The sequence below is a fragment of the Oleispirillum naphthae genome, assembly GCA_027864655.1.
Classification (GTDB): domain Bacteria; phylum Pseudomonadota; class Alphaproteobacteria; order Rhodospirillales; family Rhodospirillaceae; genus Oleispirillum; species Oleispirillum naphthae.
The window spans coordinates 178,418-199,268 of record JAQAZG010000004.1 but is presented as its reverse complement, the minus strand read 5'-3'; the positions used below and the strand labels follow the sequence as shown (position 1 = coordinate 199,268).

The 20,851-nt window shown below is 69.8% G+C and carries 22 protein-coding genes; 7 read left to right on the top strand and 15 right to left on the bottom strand.

The genetic code is table 11. From position 1 onward, the window contains the following. Position 1: 1 nt before the first annotated feature. A complete protein-coding gene (locus tag O7R11_RS06720) occupies positions 2-1,024 on the top strand; it encodes a substrate-binding domain-containing protein (protein WP_337996733.1) in 1,023 nt (340 codons plus the stop codon). A gap of 174 nt (positions 1,025-1,198) precedes the next feature. Here O7R11_RS06720 and O7R11_RS06715 read toward each other — a convergent pair whose 3' ends face one another. Beyond that, complete coding sequence (locus O7R11_RS06715; protein ID WP_337996732.1) at positions 1,199-3,463, bottom strand: methyl-accepting chemotaxis protein; 2,265 nt, start codon at positions 3,461-3,463, stop codon at positions 1,199-1,201. Here O7R11_RS06715 and O7R11_RS06710 point away from each other — a divergent pair. Further along, the gene (locus O7R11_RS06710; RefSeq protein WP_337996731.1) at positions 3,462-3,689 is read left to right on the top strand and encodes a hypothetical protein; all 228 of its coding nucleotides are present in this window, start codon (positions 3,462-3,464) and stop codon (positions 3,687-3,689) included. The two genes, O7R11_RS06715 and O7R11_RS06710, sit on opposite strands and share 2 nt — an antisense overlap. Before the next feature lie 261 nt (positions 3,690-3,950). Here O7R11_RS06710 and modC read toward each other — a convergent pair whose 3' ends face one another. From modC to ccmA, 13 genes are all read right to left on the bottom strand, one after another. Next, on the bottom strand, positions 3,951-5,042 hold the full coding sequence (gene modC / locus O7R11_RS06705; protein ID WP_337996730.1) for a molybdenum ABC transporter ATP-binding protein: 1,092 nt from the start codon (positions 5,040-5,042) through the stop codon (positions 3,951-3,953). Beyond that, positions 5,039-5,704, bottom strand: a complete 666-nt coding sequence (modB, locus tag O7R11_RS06700) for a molybdate ABC transporter permease subunit (protein WP_337996729.1) — start codon at positions 5,702-5,704, stop codon at positions 5,039-5,041. The genes modC and modB overlap by 4 nt, the downstream gene beginning before the upstream one ends. Before the next feature lie 23 nt (positions 5,705-5,727). Then, entirely contained in the window at positions 5,728-6,477 is a 750-nt protein-coding gene (gene modA, locus O7R11_RS06695) for a molybdate ABC transporter substrate-binding protein (protein WP_337996728.1), read from the bottom strand. A gap of 26 nt (positions 6,478-6,503) precedes the next feature. Beyond that, entirely contained in the window at positions 6,504-7,307 is an 804-nt protein-coding gene (locus O7R11_RS06690) for a TOBE domain-containing protein (RefSeq protein ID WP_337996727.1), read from the bottom strand. A gap of 206 nt (positions 7,308-7,513) precedes the next feature. Continuing rightward, entirely contained in the window at positions 7,514-8,137 is a 624-nt protein-coding gene (locus O7R11_RS06685; protein ID WP_337996726.1) for a cytochrome b, read from the bottom strand. Between the two features lie 44 nt (positions 8,138-8,181). After that, on the bottom strand, positions 8,182-9,192 hold the full coding sequence (locus O7R11_RS06680; RefSeq protein WP_337996725.1) for a cytochrome c-type biogenesis protein CcmH: 1,011 nt from the start codon (positions 9,190-9,192) through the stop codon (positions 8,182-8,184). Beyond that, positions 9,192-9,707: a DsbE family thiol:disulfide interchange protein gene (locus O7R11_RS06675; protein WP_337996724.1), complete on the bottom strand. Its 516-nt coding sequence runs from the start codon at positions 9,705-9,707 to the stop codon at positions 9,192-9,194. The genes O7R11_RS06680 and O7R11_RS06675 overlap by 1 nt, the downstream gene beginning before the upstream one ends. Next, positions 9,704-11,599 (bottom strand): heme lyase CcmF/NrfE family subunit, encoded by a 1,896-nt coding sequence (locus O7R11_RS06670; RefSeq protein ID WP_337996723.1) that lies wholly within the window; start codon positions 11,597-11,599, stop codon positions 9,704-9,706. The genes O7R11_RS06675 and O7R11_RS06670 overlap by 4 nt, the downstream gene beginning before the upstream one ends. Then, positions 11,581-12,012: a cytochrome c maturation protein CcmE gene (ccmE, locus tag O7R11_RS06665; RefSeq protein ID WP_337996722.1), complete on the bottom strand. Its 432-nt coding sequence runs from the start codon at positions 12,010-12,012 to the stop codon at positions 11,581-11,583. Before ccmE ends, O7R11_RS06670 begins: the two co-directional genes overlap by 19 nt. After that, positions 12,009-12,161 (bottom strand): heme exporter protein CcmD, encoded by a 153-nt coding sequence (ccmD, locus tag O7R11_RS06660; RefSeq protein ID WP_337996721.1) that lies wholly within the window; start codon positions 12,159-12,161, stop codon positions 12,009-12,011. Before ccmD ends, ccmE begins: the two co-directional genes overlap by 4 nt. After that, positions 12,158-12,886, bottom strand: coding sequence for a heme ABC transporter permease CcmC (gene ccmC / locus O7R11_RS06655; RefSeq protein ID WP_420792976.1), 729 nt, complete (start codon positions 12,884-12,886; stop codon positions 12,158-12,160). The genes ccmD and ccmC overlap by 4 nt, the downstream gene beginning before the upstream one ends. Before the next feature lie 40 nt (positions 12,887-12,926). Then, on the bottom strand, positions 12,927-13,592 hold the full coding sequence (ccmB, locus tag O7R11_RS06650; protein ID WP_337996719.1) for a heme exporter protein CcmB: 666 nt from the start codon (positions 13,590-13,592) through the stop codon (positions 12,927-12,929). Further along, the gene (gene ccmA, locus O7R11_RS06645; RefSeq protein WP_337996718.1) at positions 13,589-14,236 is read right to left on the bottom strand and encodes a heme ABC exporter ATP-binding protein CcmA; all 648 of its coding nucleotides are present in this window, start codon (positions 14,234-14,236) and stop codon (positions 13,589-13,591) included. The genes ccmB and ccmA overlap by 4 nt, the downstream gene beginning before the upstream one ends. Positions 14,237-14,365: 129 nt before the next feature. Here ccmA and O7R11_RS06640 point away from each other — a divergent pair, with 129 nt between their 5' ends. The 5 genes from O7R11_RS06640 to O7R11_RS06620 all read left to right on the top strand — a co-directional run bounded on the left by O7R11_RS06640 (position 14,366) and on the right by O7R11_RS06620 (position 19,768). Further along, the gene (locus O7R11_RS06640; protein WP_337996717.1) at positions 14,366-14,941 is read left to right on the top strand and encodes a YeeE/YedE thiosulfate transporter family protein; all 576 of its coding nucleotides are present in this window, start codon (positions 14,366-14,368) and stop codon (positions 14,939-14,941) included. 12 nt (positions 14,942-14,953) lie between these two features. Then, positions 14,954-15,529: a YeeE/YedE thiosulfate transporter family protein gene (locus O7R11_RS06635; protein WP_337996716.1), complete on the top strand. Its 576-nt coding sequence runs from the start codon at positions 14,954-14,956 to the stop codon at positions 15,527-15,529. Positions 15,530-15,889: 360 nt separating this feature from the next. Further along, positions 15,890-18,562, top strand: a complete 2,673-nt coding sequence (gene acnA, locus O7R11_RS06630; protein WP_337996715.1) for an aconitate hydratase AcnA — start codon at positions 15,890-15,892, stop codon at positions 18,560-18,562. Positions 18,563-18,763: 201 nt separating this feature from the next. Further along, entirely contained in the window at positions 18,764-18,952 is a 189-nt protein-coding gene (locus O7R11_RS06625) for a hypothetical protein (RefSeq protein WP_337996714.1), read from the top strand. 93 nt (positions 18,953-19,045) lie between these two features. Next, positions 19,046-19,768, top strand: a complete 723-nt coding sequence (locus tag O7R11_RS06620; protein ID WP_337996713.1) for a transaldolase — start codon at positions 19,046-19,048, stop codon at positions 19,766-19,768. Positions 19,769-19,882: 114 nt separating this feature from the next. On the opposite strand, the gene O7R11_RS06615 is transcribed toward O7R11_RS06620, so the two are convergent. Continuing rightward, on the bottom strand, positions 19,883-20,833 hold the full coding sequence (locus tag O7R11_RS06615) for a LysR substrate-binding domain-containing protein (RefSeq protein ID WP_337996712.1): 951 nt from the start codon (positions 20,831-20,833) through the stop codon (positions 19,883-19,885). Positions 20,834-20,851: the final 18 nt, after the last annotated feature.

Here is a 20,851-nt window from a genome sequence, read left to right as displayed (position 1 = left end):
GATGCCGCGCCTTTTCGCCTGTTCCGCGCTTGCCGCCCTGCTTGCCTTCGCCGCCCCCGCCGCCGCGGCGGAGCGCGAGACCCTGCGCATCGTCGGCTCCTCGACGATGTACGCCTTCCTCGCCGAGGTGGCGGAGGACTTCGGCCGCGACACCGCCTTCCGCGCCCCGGTGATCGAGGCCACCGGCACCGTCGGCGGCTTCAAGATCTTCTGTTCCGACATCGGGCTCAACTCGCCGGACATCGTCGCCGCGTCGCGACGCATCACCCCGATCGAGGAAGAGGACTGCCTTTCCCACAGCATCGCCGACGTCGCCGAGTTCAAGGTCGGCTACGACGGCATCGTGCTGGCGGGCAGCCAGGCCGCCCCCGACTTCGCGGTGAGCCGCGCCACCTTGTGGCGGGCTCTGGCGCGCACCGTGCGCGTCCACGGCAAGGCGAAGCCCAACCCCTACCGCGCCTGGGCCGACATCGCGCCCGGCTTCCCCAAGGCGGCGATCCGCATCTACGGCCCGCCGCTCACCTCGGGCACGCGCGACGTGTTCGTCCACCTGGTGATGAACCCGGGGTGCGAGGCCCTGCCGGTCTCCGCCCCCGACGCAAAGGTGCGCGAGGTGTGCGGCCACATCCGCGAGGACGGCGCCTACATCGACGCGGGCGAGGACGACGAGATGATCGTCAAGCGCCTGCTCGACGACCCGCAGGCGCTGGGGATCATGGGCTACGGCGCGCTCAAGCGCCACGCCGACCGCCTCAAGGGCTTGGCCGTGGAGGGCGTGCGCCCCGGCGACGAGGCGCTGGAGGACGGGCGCTATCCGCTGTCGCGGCCGCTCTATCTCTACGTCAAGGTGGCGCACGTCGGGCGCATCCCCGGCCTGCTGCCGTTCGTCGAACGCTTCCTCGCCGACCGCATGATCGGCCCGGAAGGCCGCCTCTTCCGCTCCGGCCTGATCCCGATGCGCGACGACGAACGCGGCTTCGTGCAATCCAGCTTCGCCGAACTCAAGGCCCGCACCGCGCGGTGAGACAACACCAAAACTTCGCCTATCGAATCTTCAGAATCCGTATCCGCACGCTATGGCGTAAAAAACCGGCCTCCTTGCGGAGGCCGGGACTTGGGTGGTCTCTCAGGGCCCGTTGCGTGGGGTCTTATGGTTGGGCGGTCCCGTTGCCGGGATCTTGCGCACTGTTGCGAAACCTCAGGCGACCTTCTGCTCCATCCGTCCCATCGCGTGGTCGGCGAGCGCCACGTCCGCCTTCAGCATATGGTCGCGCAGGTAGGCGGCGAGCTGCTCGAACACCTCGCGCCCGGCCTCGGTGCGGCCCGCCTGGACATCGCGGCGGATCGCCTGCAACCGCTCCAGCATCTCGCGGTGCGCGCGTCGGTGCCCCGCGGTCTGCGCATAGGCGGTGCGGACCATCAGCGCCTCCTCCTCGGCGCAGTGCTCGGCGAGCAGGCCGTCCACCTTTTCCAGCAGCGCCGCGGCGTCGCCCGCGCCCTCGCCGGACATCATCCCGGCGTAGACCGCGTTCATCAGTTGCATCAGGGTCTTGTGGTCGTCGTCGATCTGCGGCACGCCGCACTCGACATCGCGGTTCCACACCATCAGCTGCATCTGCGCCTTGTCGGCGCGCACCTGTTGCAGGAAGCGCAGCACCTCGGTCTTCAGGTACTCGGCCTGGCGGGAGAGTTCCGTCGCCGAGGCGTTGATCTGCGAGGCGGCGGCGCCGGTTTCCTGCGCCGCGCTCTCCACCGCCTGGATGTTGGAGGAAACCTCCTGCGTGCCCATCGCCGCCTGCTCGACGTTGCGGGCGATCTCGCTGGTCGCGGCGTTCTGCTCCTGCACCGCGGATGCGACGGCGGAGGCGATCTCGCCCATGTCGCCGATCACTCCGGTGATCGCCTCGACGGCGCGCACCACCGCGGTGGTGCCGTCCTGCACCGAGGAGATCTGAGCGCCGATCTCCTCCGTCGCCTTGGCGGTCTGGTTGGCCAGGGTCTTGACCTCGCCCGCGACCACGGCGAAGCCCTTGCCCGCATCGCCCGCGCGCGCCGCCTCGATCGTGGCGTTGAGGGCGAGGAGGTTGGTCTGGCTGGCGATGTCGTTGATCAGGCCGATGATCTCGCCGATGCGCCCGGCGTTCTCCGCCAGGCTCTTGATCGAGACGCTGGCGACTTCGGCCTCGCGGCTCGCCTTTGCCGCCACTTCGGCGGAGTGCGCCACCTGCTTGCCGATCTCGTTGATCGAGGCGGCAAGCTCCTCGGTGGCCGAAGCCACGGTCTGCACGTTGGAAGAGGCCTCCTCCGCCGCGCTCGCCACCGAGGTGGCCTGGGCGGAGGTTTCCGCCGCGGTGGTGGCCATCTGGCCGGAAGCCGCCTGCAGTTCGGACACCGCGGCGGCGACCCGCTCGATGACATGGCCGACGCTCGCCTCGAACTCGTCGGCCATCTTGTCCAACGCGGCGCGGCGGTCGGCCTCGGCCTGGCGCTTCTGCGCCTCGCTTTCCGCCTCCAGGCGCTTGACCCGGATGGCGTTGTCCTTGAACACCTGCACCGCCTCCGCCATCGCGCCGATCTCGTCCTTGCGGCCGCGCGCCGGGACTTCGGTCTCCAGCCTGCCCGCGGCAAGCTTTTCCATCGCGGAGGTCATCTGCTTCACCGGCACGGTGATGCCGCGCCCGATGAGGAACGCAGCGGCGACGCCGAGGAAGAGCGCCACCGCGGCCAGCGCCACCACCACGGCGGAGGACGCCTCGATGCGGGCGTTGGTTGCGGTCATCGTCTCGGCGAGGCGCGCGTCCTGGGCGTGGCGCACGTCGGCCATCTTGCCGCTGAACAGCGCGGACTGCTCGGCGATCGTCTTGTCCGCCATGGCCTGCACCGCGAAGCGCAACTCGGCAAGACGGACGAAGGCCTTCTGGTAGGTATCCGCGTCGTTGACCAGGGCGGACGCCATGGTGCGCAGATCGCCGGCCGGCAGCGCCTTCGCCAGTTCGCCCAACCGGGCGACGAAGCGCGCCATGCGGCTGTTGAGCGTCATCACGCTGTCCTCGCTCGGCTCCTTGAGGAAGCGCAGCGCCTCCAGCCGGGTGAGCATCAGGGCTTCCTGGGTGCCGCCCGCCAGGGCGATGAGGTGGGAGTCCTGGGTCATGGAGGTGCGCTCCATGATCTGGGTGAGGACGACGCGCATCTTCGGACCCAGCGCGTTGATCACCTTCTCCTCGGCGGTACGCTGCGCCTCGGCCTGCACCAGGTTGTCGAAGGTCGCGCCATAGGAACCGAGGCTCTCCACGGCCCGCTCCATCAGGCTGCGGCGGCCGACATCGTTGGTCGAGGAGATCAGCGCCTGCCCCTGCTGCCGCAGGGAGGAAAGCTCATCTTTTACGTGTTCCGCGTAAGTATCCTTCCCGGTCTGCGCAAAGAGAGCCACATACCTTTCCAGGTTGGCCACGCCCTCCCCCATGGACGCAACCTTGGCGCTATTCTCGGAAATGCGGGAGTATTCGAATATGGTCTCTCCAAATCTGTTCCCATTCAAATATGCGGTCGCGGACACGACGGCGATCAGCACGATCAGCATGGAAAAACCAGAGGCGACCTTGGTTCCTATCTTGATGTTCGACAGCATCATGATCGAAGTCCTCCAACCCCAGACCCAAGATTTCGTCGTAAATTCTTGGGAAATTTGACATCCCCTCAGAGAAACCACCGATGGTATAAGCCTTTTGCCGAACGACAACGGGGAAAATCCCGCCCTTCATACCGGGATACGCCAACCTCCGGTATATCATTGAGGTACAATATAAACTTTTTTCGCTTGATTTTTGAATTTACGGTTGATATTCGTCTGCGAGAAACCGCATCCACCCCGGCCTCGGTATTTTCCGCTCCGGAGTCGTAAAATCACCGCGCGTTTGCGGCAAATACAACCTAAAAGTGATGTCCCCGCTTCAGTCGGCGGCGGAATCGACCAGGGCGATGCCCTTGATCTGGGCGAACACCGCCTCCCCCGCGGCGAGCTCCAGAAGGTCGCGGGACTTGGCGCTGATCCGCGCGATCAGGCGCGCGCCGTCGCCCGCATCCCCCAGGCCGAGCAGCACGCCGACCTGGTGCGCCTCGCCCGGCAGCAGGGAAATCACCCGTGCGGGCAGCACGTTGAGGATCGAGGTCTGCTGCGGCGCGACGCGGCAGAGGCTGACGTCGCCCGCGGCGATGCGCAGCCGCCGCCGCGCCCCCAGCGCGCCCGCCGCGCCGGGCACCAGCATCTCCGCCCCCGCCACCGCAAGGCGGGTGAGGCCGTAGGCGGGTTCCCAGGCGGCGACCGCCGCGTCGATCACCACCGCGGCGTCGCGGCGCGCCGCGAACGGCAGGGCGGGATCGGCGAGGAGCCGGGCGATCGGCCCGGCGGCGGTGACACGCCCCCCCTCCATCAGCACCAGGCGGTCGGCGAGGCGCTCCACCTCGGCGAGGTCGTGGCTGACGTAGAACACCGGAATCGAGAGCGCATCGTGCAGGCGTTCGAGGTAGGGCAGGATCTCGTCCTTGCTCATCCGGTCGAGCGCCGAGAGCGGCTCGTCCATCAGCAGCAGGCGCGGCTGGGAGAGCAACGCCCGGCCGATCGCCACGCGCTGCCGCTCGCCGCCGGAGAGGCGGCCGGGGGCGCGCTCCAGCAGCCGGGAAAGGCCGAGCAGGTCCACCACCTCGCCGAAGGCGATCGCCCCCGCCTTGGCGCGGCGCAGGCCGAAGCGCAGGTTGCCGGTGACCGACAGGTGGGGGAAGAGGTTGGCCTCCTGGAAGACGTAGCCCACGGCGCGGCGATGCGGCGGCAGGAAGCTGCCGCCGTCCTGCCAGACCTCCTCCGACGAGAGGGAGAAATGGCCGTAGCGCAGGCGCTCCAGACCGGCGATGCAGCGCAGCACCGTGGTCTTGCCGCAGCCCGAGGGACCGAACAGCGCGGTCACTCCGGAGCCCGGCGCGGTGAAGGCGGCATCGAGGTCGAAGCCGCCGATGCGCCCGGCGAAGTGCGCCTCGATGCGGCTCATCGCAGTCCTCGAAGCAGGCGCTTTTCCAACACCGTCATCGTCAGGATGACGCAGAAGGAGAACCCCAGCATCAGGGCGGAGAGGCGGTGCGCGGTGCCCCATTGCAGGGTTTCCACGTAGTCGAGAATGGCGATGGACAGCACCTTGGTCTCGCCGGGGATGCTGCCGCCGATCATCAGCACCACGCCGAACTCGCCGATGGTGTGGGCGAAGCCGAGGATCGCGCCGGTGAGCAGGCCGGGGCCAGCAAGCGGCAGTGCGACGGCGAAGAAAGCGTCCAAGGGCGCGGCGCGCAGGGTGGCGGCGGCCTCCATCGGGCGGCGGCCCGCCGCCTCGAAGGCGTTGCGGATCGGGTTGACGACGAAGGGCAGGGAATAGACCACCGACCCCGCCACCAGCCCGGGAAAGGTGAAGGCGAGCGGCGCGATGCCGAGGGGGGCGAGGGCGCGGCTCACCGGCCCTTCCGGGCTCATCGCCACCAGCAGGTAGAAGCCGAGCACGGTGGGCGGCAGCACCAGCGGCAGGGCGACCACCGCCGACGCCACTTCCTTCACCCAGTGGCGGCTTTGCGCCAGCCACCAGGCCAAGGGCGTGCCGAGGACCAGCAGCATGCAGGTGCTGACGGTTGCGAGCTTCACGGTGAGCGCGAGAATGTCGCCCATGGCCGCCGGTCCTCCGTTACGGGTTACTTGCGGGCGCCGTAGCCGTATTTGGCGAGCACCTCGGCCGCCTCCGGCCCGCGCAGATAGTCGAGGAAGGCGGTGGCCGCCGGGTTTTTCGCCCCCTTGGTCAGCAGCACCGCGTCCTGGTAGATCGGACTGTAGAGGGCATCCGGCACCATCCAGCGCGAGCCCTCGGGGGTGAGCGCCACCTGCGAGCCCGCGACGAAGCCGAGCTCGGCCGCGCCGGTGGCGGCGAACTGGTGCGCCTGCGAGATGTTGTTGCCCTCGACGATCTTCGGCTTCAGCGCATCGTAGACGCCCATCGCCTGCATCGCCGCCACCGCGGCGGCGCCGTAGGGCGCGGCGGCGGGGTTGGCGATCGCCACCTTGTTGAATTTGCCGGTCTTCAGCACCGCGCCCTTGGCGTCCACCAGGCCGGGGGTCTTGCTCCACAGCACCAGCTTGCCCACCGCATAGGTGAAGCTGGAGCCCGGCACGCCGAAGCCCTCCTTCTCCGCCTTCGCCGGGCGCTTGTCGTCGGCGGCGAGGAACGCCTCGAACGGCGCGCCCTGGCTGATCTGGGTGTAGAGCTTGCCGGTGGAGCCGAAGCTGAACTTCACGCCATGCCCGGTCTTGGCGGTGAAGGACGCGCCGATCTCCTTGGCCGCGGCGGTGAAGTTGGCGGCGACGGCGACCAGGGTCTCCCCGGCCTGCGCCGGAAGGGGAAGCAGCGCCAGCGCGAGGGCGGCGGCGAAACGCAGTTTTCTCATCATGGGTCTCCCTTTTCTTGATCTGCCGGTCATTCGACGGCGAGGATGACGTGGGACGCCTTGACCAGGGCGCAGGCGGCGTCGCCGACATGGAGCCCCAGCGTCTCCGCGCTTTCCTTGGTGACGATCGCGGCGATGGTCTTGCCGCCGCCGATGTCGAGGACGAACTCGCTGTTCACCGCGCCGTCCTCGCGCGCCGCCACGGTGCCGAACAGCTTGTTGCGGGCGGAGATGCGGCCCACCTCGGCGGCGGGGGCGAGGAGAACGAAGCTCGACTTGATCAGGGCCAGCACCTCCACCCCCGGGGCGAGGCCGAGGTCGGCGGCGCTGCGGGCGGTGACGATCACCGCAAGCTTCACCCCGTCGGCGAGATGCAGATCGACCTCGGCGTTGACCGGGCCGGCGGTGACGGAATCGACGATGCAACGCAGGGCGTTGCGGGCGCTGGTTTTCATGGCGAGGTTCCTCAACAGGCGGGAGGCGCGGCGCGCCGGAGCGTCGCCGAGGCGGCCTTGCAGCTCGGCCATCACGGCGGCGAGTTCGCGTTCGAGCAGGTGGAAGGCTTCGATCACCTCCGATCCTTCGGCGGTGAGTTCCGCGCCGCCGCCGTGCCGTCCGCCGGGGCGGGCGACCACCAGGGGCGCGGAAAACAGGTTGTTGAGCGCCGCGACGCCGTCCCACGCGGCTTTGTAGCTGAGGCCGACGGCACGCCCCGCGGCGGAGATCGACCCATGGTCGCGGATCGCCTCCAACAGCGCGATGCGGTCCGCGCCGACGCGGCTGACGCCCTCGTCCTCGATGGTGAATTGCGGGGTCAGGCTGATGCGCGGCATGGCGTGGCTCCGGCGGCGTTATGGCGTTGGGCGACATAACGGGTGTGGCGTTATATACGCCGCCTACACAGCAAGGCTCATGCCACGGGACTTCCTGTGGTTTTTCAGGAGATTGGGGAGATCGTGGAATGTCGCGTTCGCGACAATGCGCGGAAATCCCCCCGGCGCTGCCGTGAGAAGCGGCAGCGCCGGGGGGGGGTAAACCGTCAGTGCTTGCCGCAGCCGCAGTCCTCGTCGGCGCAGGCCGCCTCGGTGCAGTCGCAGCCGCCGGCGAAGCCCGGCAGCATGCGCCGGAGGGTGCCGTCCTTGACCACGACGTGGTGCCACAGCGCCGCGCCCACATGCGCCGCGATGAGGAAGAGGCCGAGGCTGGCCAGCGTCTCATGGGTTTCCCTGAGGAAATGCGCGGTCTCCCGGTCCTGCCCGATGAGACTGGGCAGGGTGAACAGCCCGAACACCGAAACCGGGTGTCCTCCGGCGGCGGACATCAGCCAGCCGGAAAGCGGCATGGCGACCAGCCACAGCAGCAACAGGCCGTGCACCGCCTTGGCGGCGATCTCCTGCCAGCGCGGCGAATTGCCCAGCGCGCGCGGCGAAGGCTGAACCACCGTCCAGAGAATGCGGAAGAGGCCGAGCGCCAGCACCGTCGCGCCGATCGACTTGTGCAGGCCGTAGAGGCGGAACTTATCCGGCGAATTCGCCATGTCCGTCATCGTCCAGGCGAGGCCGAACCCGGCGGCGATCAGCGCGACGGTGAGCCAATGCACGCCGCGGGTGGCGGAACCGTAGGTTTCGGTGGTGTTGCCCAAGGCCATGATGCCGTTCTCCATGCAGGAAACCCTACCCGCTTAAGAAGGGTGGGTGCGGCGAAACGTCAAGGGGCGGGCAGGCGCGACGCCTGGATTTCCAGCCGCCGCCGCCAGGCCGAGCCCGCGGGCTGGCGCGCCGCGGCGTCGCGCCAGATCGCCGCGGCGCGGGGGTGGTCTCCGGCTTCCGCCGCCGCCGCGCCGAGGAACCACGCGGCGCGCGGGTCCGCCGGATCGGCGGCGCGGATCGCGCCGAACAGGCGCAGCGCCTCGGGGGTGAGCGCGTTGTCGCGCAAAATCAAACTCTCCGCCAGGTCGCCCAGGGTGTCCGCGCCGGTCTCTCCCAGCGCCGCAGCGCGGGAGAGCGCCGCCGCCGCCTCGGCGTGGCGGTCGAGGTAGCGTTCGGCGCGGCCCAGCATCGCCCAGGCGCGGCCATCGCCCGGCGTTTTGGCGATGTGCGTTTCCAGCCGTTCCGCCATCCCCTCCATCTCGGCGATCGAGGACTGGGAAACTCCCAGGCGTTCGGCCAGCCGCGGGCGGTAGGGCTGGTCGGGCAGGCCGGGCCGCCCGAGCGCCGCATAGGCCGCCCCGGCGGCGAGCAGCGCCCCCGCCGCCGCGGCCAGCAGCACCGGGGCGGCGGGGCGCGGCAGCGCCGCCGCATCCTCCGCCGGGATTTCCGCCGCCGACGCCGCACCGGGGCGGCGGAAGGCGCCGCGCCACGCCGCCAGCCCGCCGAGCAGCAGCGCCACCGGCGCGGCCCACAGCAGCACGGTGCCCACGGTGAGCGGCGGCAACAGGCGGATGAAATCGCCATAGCGCGCCTGCAGGGCGGCCAGCGCCTCGGCGTCGCTGTCCCCGGCGGACAGGCGCTCGCGCACCAGGCGGCGCATCGCCTTCGCCAGTTCCGCGTCGGATTCGTCGATCGACTGGTTCCGGCAGACGACGCAGCGCAATTCCTTCGACAGCGCGCGGGCGCGGGTCTCCAGCACCGGGTCGGGCAGCCGCTCCTCCGGCTCGAAGGCGAACGCCGGGGCGAGGCTCAAAAAGCCGAGAACCGCCGCGAGGAGGAGACGGCGCATCACTTCATCGCCTCCAGCGCGGGCAGCAGGGTCTCTTTCCACACCGTCTCGGTCACCGGCCCGGGCACTTTCGCGACGATGCGCCCCTCGGGGGAAATCAGGTAGCTCTCCGGCGCGCCCGCCACACCCATGTCCAGGGCGAAGCGGCTGTCCTTGTCCACCCCCACGGCTTTGTACGGGTTGCCGCGTTCGGCGAGCCAGGCGCGGGTCTTCGCCGGTTCGTCGAGCCAGGCGACGCCGTAGACGTCCACCCGCTTGCCCACCTCGGCCCAGATCGGGTGCTCGGCGACGCAGGCGGCGCACCACGAGCCGAAGACGTTGAGAATCGCCGGGCGGCCCTTCAGGGTGTCCGGAGTGAGCCTCCCCTCCCCCGCCAGCAGCGGCAGGGAGAAGGCGGGCAGCGGCTTGCCTTCCAGCGCCGAGGGCAGCGGCGGCTCCGGCTGCCCCAGGCGCGCCCCGGCGATGCCGAGCAGAATGACGAAGACGAACAGCGGCATCCAGGCGTTGCGATTCATCGTTCCCTCCTGCGCAGGCGCGGCAGCCGTGCGAAAAGCGCGATCCCACCGCCCATACACATCAGCACCGAAGAGGCCCACAACCAGGGCAGCAGCGGCTTGGAAAACATCCGCAGCACCGCGCCGTCCGGCCCGCCCTCGCCGATCACCGCATAGGTGTCGCCGAGCGGCGTCGAAGCGATCGCCGCCTCGGTGGTGGTCTGCGGCGGGTTCTCATAGCGCCGCGTCTCCGGCGTCAGCGCCAGGCCGCCGGGGCCGGTCACCCGCGCCCGCGTGGCGATGTAGTTGGGGCCGGGCACGGCGCGCACCTCGGCCAGGGTGAAGCTCCGCCCGCCGAGGACCAGGCTGCCGCCCACCGGCAGCCGCGCGATCGCCTCGTCCGCCAGTTGGCTGCCGCCGGTCATCCCGGCGATCGCCACGGCGACGCCCAGGTGCGCCACCGCCATGCCGAGGCCGCGCCGGGTGAGCGAGCGCCGCGACCGCCACAGCAGAAGGACCGTGCCCGCCGCCACCGCCGCGGCAAGGCCGAAGCCCGCCGCCGCCCAGCCGCCCCACGCCGCCGACGCCGCGGCGGCGAGCAGCCCCACGCCGCCGACGATCCCCGCGGGCCGCAGCAGGCGGCGCGGCGAATCCCGCCCCGGCCGCATCAGCGGGCCGATCGCCATCAGCGCGATGAGGGGGGAGAGCAGCGGCAGCACCGTGGCGTCGAAGAACGGCGCGCCGACGGAGATCCGCCCGATGCCCAGCACCTCGGCGAGCAGCGGATAGACGGTGCCGAACAGCACCACCCCGGTGGCGACGATGAGCAGCACGGTGTTGAGCAGCAGCGCGCCGTCGCGGGAGAACGGCGCAAACGCGATGCGCCCGGAAAGGCGGTGGCCGCGCACCGCGAAAAGAGCCAAAGCGCCGCCCTCGATCAGCCCGAAGAGCGCCAGGATGAACACCCCGCGCAGCGGGTCGGCGGCGAAGGCGTGCACCGAGGTGAGCACCCCGGAGCGCACCAGGAACATCCCCAAGAGGCTGAAGCCGAAGCCGAGAATGGCGAGCAGCACCACCCAGCCCTCCGCGCCGCCGCGCCGCTCCACGCCGCGCACCGCGTGCAACAGCGCGGTGGCGGTGAGCCACGGCATCAGGGCGGAGTTCTCCACCGGGTCCCAGAACCACCAGCCGCCCCAGCCGAGTTCCGCATAGGCCCAGGCGGAACCGAGCGCGATGCCCGCGGTGAGGAAGATCCAGGCGATCAGCGTCCAGGCGCGCACCGCCCGCGCCCAGCCCGGCCCGATGCGGCCGCTCCACAGCGCGGCGACGGCGAAGGCGAAGGCCACCGACACCCCGACGGTGCCGACGTACAAGAGCGGCGGATGCACCGCGAGGCCGGGGTCCTGCAACAACGGGTTGAGGCCGCGCCCCTCGAACGGCGCGGGGGAGAGGCGGTCGAACGGATTGGAGGTGAGTTCGAGGAAGGCGAGCACGCCGCAGGAAACCAGCCCCTGCACCGCCAGCACGCGCAGGCGCATGCCGCCGGGCAGGCCCTGGTTCCACAGCGCGGTGACGCCGCCGAAGGCGGAGAGCAGCGCCGCCCACAACAGCAGCGAACCCTCGTGGTGGCCCCAGGCGGCGGCCACCTTGTAGAGCATCGGCTTGGCGGTGTGGGAGTTCTCGAACACCACCCGCACCGAAAAGTCGGAGACCGCGAAGGCATGGATAAGGGCCGCCATCGCGCAGGCCATCGCCACCGCCTGACCCGCAGCGGCGAACCCGGTGAGCCCGGCGATGCCGGGACGGCGGAAGAGATGCGCCAGGCCCGGCGCGGCAGCCTGCACCAGGGCGAGCACGGCGGCGAGAATCAGCGCGAAGTGCCCGGCCTCGGCGATCATTGCGCGGTCCGCCACTCGCCGTTCTTCTTCAGCACCTCGGCGACCTCGCGCGGCATGTATTTCTCGTCGTGCTTGGCGAGCACCGTCTCGGCGACGAAGCCCGCGGGCGTCAGGCGGCCCTCCGCCACCACGCCCTGCCCCTCGCGGAAGAGATCGGGCAGCACCCCGGTGAAGGAGACCGGCATCTCCGCCTTGCCGTCGGTGACGACGAAGCGCGCGGTCGCGCCGTCGCGCATCAGGCTGCCCGGCTCCACCAGGCCGCCCAGGCGCACCCGGCGGCCCGCGGCGTCGGCGCGGGAAAGCAGGTCCGCCGGGCCGTAGAAGAAGGTGAGCGCCTCGCCGAGCGCGGAGAGCACCAGCGCCACCGCCACCGCCAGAACCGCCAGGCCGCCGCCGATCAGGATCAGCCGCTGCTTCCTGCGCGTCATGGCGCCTCCCGGCGGCCGGGCAGGCGCTCCCACGCCGCCTTCACCCGCCGCCAGTCGCGCCAGGCGAGGAGGGCGAGGCCGCCGAGAATGGCGAACGCCGCGCCGTAGGAGGCGAGAACGTAAACGGCATAGGGGGAGGAAAAGCTCATCGCCACGCCGCCCCCCGCGCCCGCGCCGCCGCGGCGCGCAGCCGCGCCGCCACCACCGAGGAACGCAGCCGCATCAGCCACAGGGTGAAGAACAGCGCCTTGAACGCTCCGAGCATCAACAGCAGGGGCAGCAGCATCGACGGGTCGATCGCCGGGCCGCCCATTTTGAACACGCTGGCGGGCTGGTGCAGGGTGTTCCACCAGTCCACGGAAAACTTGATCACCGGCAGGTTGACGCACCCGACCAGGGCGAGCACCGCCGCCGCCTTGTCGCCGCGGCGCGGGTCGTCGAAGGCGCGGGTGAGCGCCGCATGGCCGAAATAGAGGAAGAGCAGCAGCAGCATCGAGGTCAGCCGCGCATCCCACACCCACCACGCGCCCCACATCGGCTTGCCCCACAGCGAGCCGGAGACCAGGCACGCCGCGGTGAACCCCGCGCCCACCGGCGCTGCGGCGCGCGCGGCGTGGAAGGCGAGCGGATGTCCGCCGACGAGGCCGACGCCGCCCAGCGCCGCGATGAAGGCATAGACGAAAAGGCCCATCCACGCGGCGGGCACGTGCACGTACATGATGCGCACGCTCTCGCCCTGCTGATAATCGGGCGGCGACAGCACGAGGGCGGAGATCAGCCCGGCGGCGAGGCAGATCACGGCAAGCGCGAAGGCGAACGGCAAAAACCGCCCGCACAGATCGACGACGCGGGCGGGCTGCGCCTGCCGCTGCAAGAATCCTCCCATCGCCGCGATCGCCTTGCCCACTCCCGGCCTACTCCACCGCCTGCCGCAACGCCGCCGCCGCGGCGAACGGACACACCGCCAGCGCCATCAGCGCAATGCCTCCCAAGATGAGGAGCCCCGGCCCTGCCGCCAACCCCAGCATCGCCGATTCCACCGCCCCCGCGCCGAAGATCAGCACCGGCACGGCGAGCGGCAGCACCATCACCGCCAGCAGCGCCGCGCCGCGCCGGGCGCCGAGCGCCAGCGCCGCGCCGAGCGCGCCCAAGAGCGACAACGCCGGGGTGCCGAGCAGCAGCGAAACCGCCAGCGTCGGCGCCGCATTCCCCGGCAGGTGCAAAAGCACCCCGGCAAGGGGCGCGACGACGATGAGCGGCAGGCCGCTCGCCAGCCAGTGCGCCAGCGCCTTGGCGAGCACCAGCGCCTCGGGGGCCAACTCGCCGGAAAGCAGCAATTCCAGGCTGCCGTCGCGCCAGTCCGCGTCGAACAGGGTATCGAGGGAGAGCAGCGCGGCGAGCAGCGCCATCGCCCACACCACCCCCGCGGCGACGCGGGCGAGCAACTGCGGCTCCGGCCCCAGGCCGAGGGGAAACACCGCCACCGCGATGACGAAGAAGCCGAGCACCGTCCACGTCCCCGCGCCGTCGCGGTAGGCGAGCAGCAGGTCGCGCCGCACCACGGCGAGGAAGGCGGTCATCGCAGGCCTCCCAGGGTCATTTCCTGCGCGTCGGGCAGATTCATCGGCGCGTGCGTGGTGGCCACCACCGCGCCGCCGCGGCGGCGGTGCGCCGCCGCCAGCTCCCACACCGTGCGCTGCCCCGCGGCGTCGAGCGCCGTCACCGGCTCGTCGAGCAGCCACAGAGGCGCGGCGGAAAACGCCAGCCGCGTCAGCGCGACGCGGCGGCGCTGCCCGGCGGAGAGCGCCCGCAGCGGCACGTCGGCATAGGCCCACACCCCGAAGGGGTCGCTCGCCTGCGGCCAGGGGGACTCCGCAAACCCGGAAAAACCGGCCCAGAAGCCGAGGTTCTCCCCCACCGTCAACGCCGGTTTCAGCGCATCCGCATGACCGATGAAGAGCGCCCGCTCCGGCGTCTTGCGCGGACTCTGGCCGTCGCCCCAGGAAACCACGCCGCCCGCGGCACGCAGCATCCCGGCGAGCAGGCGCAACAGCGTGGTCTTCCCCGCGCCGTTGTCGCCGCGGATCAGCCACAGCGCGCCGCCCTCGATCATCATGTCGAGACCGGCGAACACCTCCGTCTCGCCGCGCCAGCACGCCGCCTCCCGCAGCATCAGCGGGAACGGCGCAAGCGGCAGGGCGGTGGAAAAGGGATTGCCAAACATGCCCGCATGATACCCGAAGCCCCAACCTTTTCACGAGAAAAGCAGATGACGCACGAGGGGCTTGACACGCCGCGCTATTATATTAGATTTCATTCATATTAGATTTTCCCAAACCACGAGGACCGACCCATGTCCGAAACCTCCTACGACGAAAACGGCCTGTCGCCGCACTGCCCCTGGCGCAAAAGCCGGTCGCTTCTGCGCCGCGCCGCCTGGTCGCCCTACGCCGCGGGCGGGCTGATCGGGCTGCTGCAAATCCCCGCCTTCCTCCTGGTCAACACCGCGCTCGGCGCGTCGTCGTCCTTCGTCACCGTCGGCGGGCACATCGCCGCGCTGTTCGACGCGGGGGCGATGCAGATCGGCTACTTCGCCGGCCACGCCGCGGGCGCGAAGAACTGGTGGCAGGTGGCGCTGGTGGCCGGCATCGCGCTCGGCGCGTTCCTCTCTTCCCGGCTTTCCGGCACCAAACGCGCCGCCGTCGCCCCGGTGTGGAAGCGCGCCACCGGCGTCGAAAGCTTCGCCGGGCGCGCCGCCATGGCCTTCGCGGGCGGCTTCATCCTGCTCATCGGCGCGCGCCTCGCCGGGGGATGCACCAGCGGCCACGGCATCTCCGGCATCGCGCAGCTCGCGGTCAGCTCGATGATCGCCGTCGCCTTCATGTTCGCGGGCGGCATCGCCACCGCCATGCTGTTCCGCAAGGTCTGAGGAGACACCGTCATGGAAACCTACCGCTTCGTCGTGCTCGGCCTCCTCATGGGCGTCGCCTTCGGCTTCGCGCTGGAGAAGGGCCGCGTGTTCGAACCCGGCGTGATCGTCGGGCAGATGCAGTTCCGCACCTTCACCATGCTCAAGATGTTCCTCACCGCCACCGCCACCGGCCTCATCCTGCTCGCGGTGATGAACGGGGTTTACGGCGTGGCGCTGCACCCCAAGGCCACCTACGTCATCGCCAACGCCGTGGGCGGCGCGCTCCTCGGCATCGGCATCACCCTCGCCGGGGCGTGCCCCGGCACCCTGCTCGCGCAGATCGGCGTCGGCTACAAGGACGCCTGGTTCGCCCTCGCAGGCGCGCTCGCCGGGGCCGTCGCCTTCGGCTACGCCGAACCGGCGCTCAAGCCCCTGCTGCTCTCGGGCGGACCGGGCAAGCTCCGCCTCGACACCCTGGTCGGACTGCCGTTCTGGGCGGTCGCCCTCATCCTCGCCGCGGCGCTGATCGCCGGACTCGTCGCCCTGGAACGCATGCGCCCCTGGCAAGACGACCTCGGCCCCGATTACGACGGCCTGCGGGATTAACACAAAAACTTTGCGAGGGGACTCGGTCCCCTCGCGCACCCCATGAGTTTGATTTTTGCGCGCAGCGCCATAAGCCTGCGGCGGTTGCAACGAACGCATCGCCTGCCGCTGCGCGGCGAAAAAAGTTAGGGGAGGCGCGGAGGGACCGAGTCCCTCCGCAAAGTTTCGGTTTTTTACCCTTCCCGCCCGGATTTTTTGCATCTGCCGCGCGCGGGGGTTCTTGTCCTCATCCGTCAAAGGGTTAAATGTAGAGCCGTTCCGACGTGCCGATCGGAGTCGCCACTCGCCACCGGTCTCCCGGTGTTTTCGCACGTCCTGTCATCGCGCATCCCAACCCGAGAAAAAATCGGAGGAACTTTCATGTCGCTGTGTGGCCAGGACACCCTGAACACCCGAAAATCCCTCACCGTCGAAGGCAAGGCCTACGACTATTTCAGCATTCCCGCCGCCGAGGCCGCGGGCATGCCCGGTCTTTCCCGTCTGCCGTTCTCGCTCAAGGTTCTGCTGGAGAACCTGTTGCGCTACGAAGACGGCAAGACCGTCACCGTCGCCGACATCAAGGCGATCGCCGCGTGGCTCAAGGACCGCACCTCCGAGCAGGAGATCGCCTACCGCCCCGCCCGCGTGCTGATGCAGGACTTCACCGGCGTGCCCGCGGTGGTGGACCTCGCCGCGATGCGCGACGCCATGGCCGCGCTGGGCAAGGACCCGCAGAAGATCAACCCGCTCTCCCCGGTGGATCTGGTGATCGACCACTCGGTGATGGTGGACGTCTACGGCAACCCCACCGCGCTCGCCCGCAACATGGAGCTGGAGTTCGCCCGCAACGGCGAGCGCTATGCCTTCCTGCGCTGGGGCCAGACCGCGTTCGACAACTTCCGCGTGGTGCCGCCCGGCACCGGCATCTGCCATCAGGTCAACGTCGAGTACCTGGCGCAGACGGTGTGGGTCGGCGAGGAAGGCGGCAAGACCATCGCCTATCCGGACACCCTGGTCGGCACCGACAGCCACACCACCATGGTCAACGGGCTTTCGGTTCTCGGCTGGGGCGTCGGCGGCATCGAGGCCGAGGCGGCGATGCTGGGCCAGCCGGTTTCCATGCTGATTCCCGAGGTGGTGGGCCTCCGCCTCACCGGGCGGATGCAGGAGGGCACCACCGCCACCGATCTGGTGCTCACCGTCACCGAGATGCTGCGCAAGAAGGGCGTGGTCGGCAAGTTCGTGGAGTTCTTCGGCCCCGGCCTCGACAACATGCCGCTCACCGACCGCGCCACCATCGCCAACATGGCGCCGGAATACGGCGCGACCTGCGGCTTCTTCCCCGTCGATGCCGAGACGCTGCGCTTCCTCGCCTTCACCGGCCGCGACGCGCACCGCATCAAGCTGGTGGAGGCCTATGCCAAGGCGCAGGGCCTGTGGCGCGATTCCGCCACGCCGGACCCGGTGTTCACCGATACGCTGGAGCTCGACATGGGCACGGTGCAGCCCTCGCTCGCCGGGCCGAAGCGGCCGCAGGACCGCATCACCCTCGCCGCCGCGGCGTCCGCCTTCCGCACCGCCTATCCCACCGCCGACATGGCGGCGCGCTTTGCGGTGCAGGACCGCGACCACACCATCGGCCACGGCGACGTGATGATCGCCGCGATCACCAGTTGCACCAACACCTCCAACCCCTCGGTGCTGATGGCCGCGGGCCTTCTCGCCAAGAAGGCGGTGGAAAAGGGCCTGACCTCCAAGCCATGGGTCAAGACCTCGCTCGCCCCCGGCTCCCAGGTGGTGACCGACTACCTTGCCGCCGCGGGGCTGATGGAGCCGTTGGAGAAGCTCGGCTTCGACCTCGTGGGTTACGGCTGCACCACCTGCATCGGCAACTCCGGTCCGCTCGCCGACGAACTCATCGCCGCCATCGACGCCAACGACCTCACGGTGTGCGCCGTGCTCTCCGGCAACCGCAACTTCGAGGGCCGCGTCTCCCCCAACACCAAGGCGAACTACCTCGCCTCGCCGCCCCTGGTGGTGGCCTATGCGATCGCGGGCAGCATGGCGGTGGACCTCACCACCCAGCCCTTGGGCACGGGCGCGGACGGCAAGCCGGTGTTCCTCGCCGACATCTGGCCGTCTCCGGCGGAGATCCAGTCGGCGATCGTCGCCAACCTCTCGCCCGAGATGTACCGCAACCGCTATGCCGACGTCTTCGTCGGGCCGCAGGAGTGGCAGGCGGTCAAGGTCGCCGAGGGCGAGACCTACGCCTGGCAGGACGGTTCCACCTACGTCAAGAACCCGCCCTACTTCGAGGGGCTGACCATGGACCCGCCGGGCATCGACGACATCATCGACGCGCGGCCGCTCGCCATCCTCGGCGATTCGGTGACCACCGACCACATCTCGCCCGCGGGCAACATCAAGGCCAGCGGCCCGGCCGGGACCTATCTCTCCGAACGGCAGATCGCGATTTCCGACTTCAACAGCTACGGCGCGCGCCGCGGCAACCACGAAGTGATGATGCGCGGCACCTTCGCCAACATCCGCATCAAGAACGAGATGGCGCCGGGCACCGAGGGCGGCGTCACCCGCCTGATGCCCGACGGCAAGCAGATGTCGATCTACGACGCCGCCATGGCCTACGAAGAGCGGGGCATTCCGCTCGTCGTCGTCGCGGGCAAGGAATACGGCACCGGCTCGTCGCGCGACTGGGCGGCCAAGGGCACCAAGCTTCTGGGCGTGCGCGCGGTGATCGTGGAAAGCTTCGAGCGCATCCACCGCTCCAACCTGGTGGGCATGGGCATCCTGCCGTTGCAGTTCAAGGACGGCATGACCCGCAAGAGCCTCGGCCTCGACGGCAGCGAGACCTTCACCATCAAGGGCCTCGCCGAGGTGCAGCCGCGCCAGGACATCGCGGTGGAGATCACCCGCGCCGACGGCGGCAAGGAGACGATCTCCGTGACCTGCCGCATCGATACGGCGGACGAGATCGCCTACATGAACCACGGCGGCATTCTGCCCTACGTGCTGCGCAACCTCGCCGTCGCCTAGGCGGCGAAATCCCCTCGCGGCAAGCGGGCGGCGGAGAAATCCGCCGCCTTTTTCGTGAAGGATTTCACACCGGAATGTAAGGAAAGCGTGAAATCGTCGGCGGCATGATGGACATCACAGCCGGTCTGACCCAGATGATTCAGGGTAGGCCGCAAGACCAGGCCCGAACCGCCCACCCGCGACAGGAGGAGGACCCAGCCGATGCAGACCGCAAACCCGCCGTCCCCGGGCAGCTCTTCCCGCGCTTCCGCCTTCATGGACCTGCGCGAACCCAGCCTCGCCGAACTCTACGGCGACCCCGTCCTGCACGCCATGCTGCGCCGTGACGGCATCGACCTTTCCGCGCTCAAGGCGGTGGTCGCCAACGCGCAAAAACGCCTCGCCGCCTAGGCCGGAAAGCCTTTTTCCGGGCGCGCGCCCTTGATCGAATCCCGGGATTGGTCTACAGCACTAACGGACCCACAGAACCCAGGATTTCGCCAGATGACAGACCCGAAGGCGCTCCAGGTCGCGCTGTTCGTTGACAGCGCCGACTTCGACAGCATCGTCCGCTTTTCGAAGAACCCGCTGATCAAGGGGTTCACCACCAATCCCTCGCTGATGCGCAAGTCCGGCGCCGCCGACTACGAGGCCTATGCCCGCAAGGTTCTGGCCGCCGTGCCCGGCCACGCCGTCGCGGTGGAGGTGATCGCCGACGACCTCCCCACCATGGAGGCCGAGGCCCGCGCCATCGCCACCTGGGGACCGAACGTCAACGTCAAGATTCCGGTGACCAACAGCAAGGGCGAGCTCACCGGCCCGATCATCAAGCGCCTCTCCGCCGACGGCATCTTCATCAACGTCACCGTGGTCTTCACCACCGAGCAGGTGCGCGCGGTGGCCGAGTGCCTGTGCCCGGACACCCCGGCCATCGTCTCGGTGTTCGCCGGGCGCGTCGCCGACACCGGGGTGGACCCGCTGCCGCTGATGCGCGAAACCCTCGCCATCCTCGCCCCCCTGCCCCAGGCCAAGGTGATCTGGGCGAGCACCCGCGGCCTCTTGCACATCGTGCAGGCCAACGACATCGGCTGCCACATCATCACCGTGCCGCCGGATATCCTCGACAAGCTGCCGATGCTGGGCAAGGACCTGACCGGCTATTCCCTGGAAGGGGTGCAGGCGTTCTTCCGCGACACCCAGGCGGCCAACTTCGCCATCCGGCTCTAGGCAACACTTTGCGAGGGGTCTTGGACCCCTCGCGCACCCCATAACCGGTTTTTCGCCGCGTAAGCGGCCATCGACCGTCACGCCGCGTGATGGCTCTATGGCGCTGCGCGCAAGTTACGGGAGGTCCGGAGGGACCGAGTCCCTCCGGGCGGGGCGCGGGGCGGCAGCCCCGCCGAGAGGCGACCAGCCGCGGCAGAATTCGAGAAACCGGGCGAGCAGCGGGCTCTGATATTTCCCCGGCGCCACCACCAGGTCGAGGCTGCGCCCGTATTCCTCGGCGAGCGCCACCGCCGCGATGCGCCCCGCCGCCAGCGCGTCCGCGATCGCCAGTTCGGAGAGGAAGCCGAGGCCCAGCCCGGCGGCCACCGCGTTGACGATCGCCTCGTTGGTGTTGAACTCCAGGCCGAGCGTCCAGCCCGGCAGCGCGCCTTCCAGCCGCAGCATGAACTGCTCCCGCGTGCCGGAGGACGCCTCCCGCAGAATCCAGGTGCCGCCCCCAAGCTCGGCAAGCGCGTGCGCCCGCCCGTCGGCGAGCGCATGTCCGGGCGCGGCGATCACCCGCAGGCGGTCGCGCCACAACGGCTCGACGGCCAGCGCCGCGCCGTGGGTGCCGCCTTCGACGAAGGCGGCGTCGAGATCGAAGCCCTCGATCATCCGGCAGAGCTGCGCGGTGTTGGCGATGATCACCTCCGGCCGCGGCATCTCCACTTCGCGGAGAAAACCGCCGAGCAGCCGCGGCAGCAGGTGGTTGCCGATGGTCACGCTCGCGCCGATGCGCAGCCGCCCGCCGACGCTCTCCCCCGAGAACAGCCCCTCGATGGTGGCGAGGCGCTGCAAAACGTCGTCGGCGAGCGGCCGCAACTGCGCGCCGCAGGCGTTGAGGATCAGGCGGTTGTTGCGGCGGTCGAACAAGGGGCTGCCGAGCTGGTTCTCCAACTCGCGCAGCGCCACCGAGACCGCCGCCTTGGTGACGAACAGCCCCAAAGCGGCGCGGGTGAGCGACCCATGCCGCGCCACCGCATCGAAAACCCGGAGCTGCTTCACCGTGATCGCGGATACGTTCATTTCGATTAAACATATCGT